The organism is Marinifilum sp. JC120 (assembly GCA_004923195.1).
GTDB lineage: Bacteria > Desulfobacterota > Desulfovibrionia > Desulfovibrionales > Desulfovibrionaceae > Maridesulfovibrio.
Genome location: RDSB01000257.1, coordinates 1 through 366 on the forward strand (window position 1 = coordinate 1; position 366 = coordinate 366).

General features: G+C 40.4%; 1 protein-coding gene. It reads left to right on the plus strand.

Features of this window, described 5'->3' with window-relative positions; genetic code table 11:
• Positions 1-147, plus strand: a 147-nt coding sequence (locus D0S45_21015) for a DUF1398 domain-containing protein (protein ID TIH02081.1), incomplete at its 5' end; no start/stop codon positions are given.
• Positions 148-366: the final 219 nt, after the last annotated feature.

Consider the following 366-nt stretch of genomic DNA (forward strand, 5'->3'; position numbering starts at 1 on the left):
CAGCAATACAGGGAAAATCTTGCTAAAGCAGGAGTTTTCCGATGGGTTACAAATATCCATGAACATAAAAGATATTACTATACCTTTGATAATTCATTACTATTTACTGAGAGCATTCAGAACACTACACAAATCTTTCCACGCTAAATCATAACGTCCGGTTTCTTCCGTGTCAGCACCGGGGCGTTGGCATAATGCAATACGTGTACGCGCTAAACCCTGTGTGCATCGTTTTAATTATTCCCGGACACTCCCGCAGAGAAGTTCCCCGTCAGGGCTGTGGACATAGTTAATCCGGGAATACAATGACGATTCATCGCACCTGACATACATTAATAAATATTAACAATATGAAATTTCAACTCA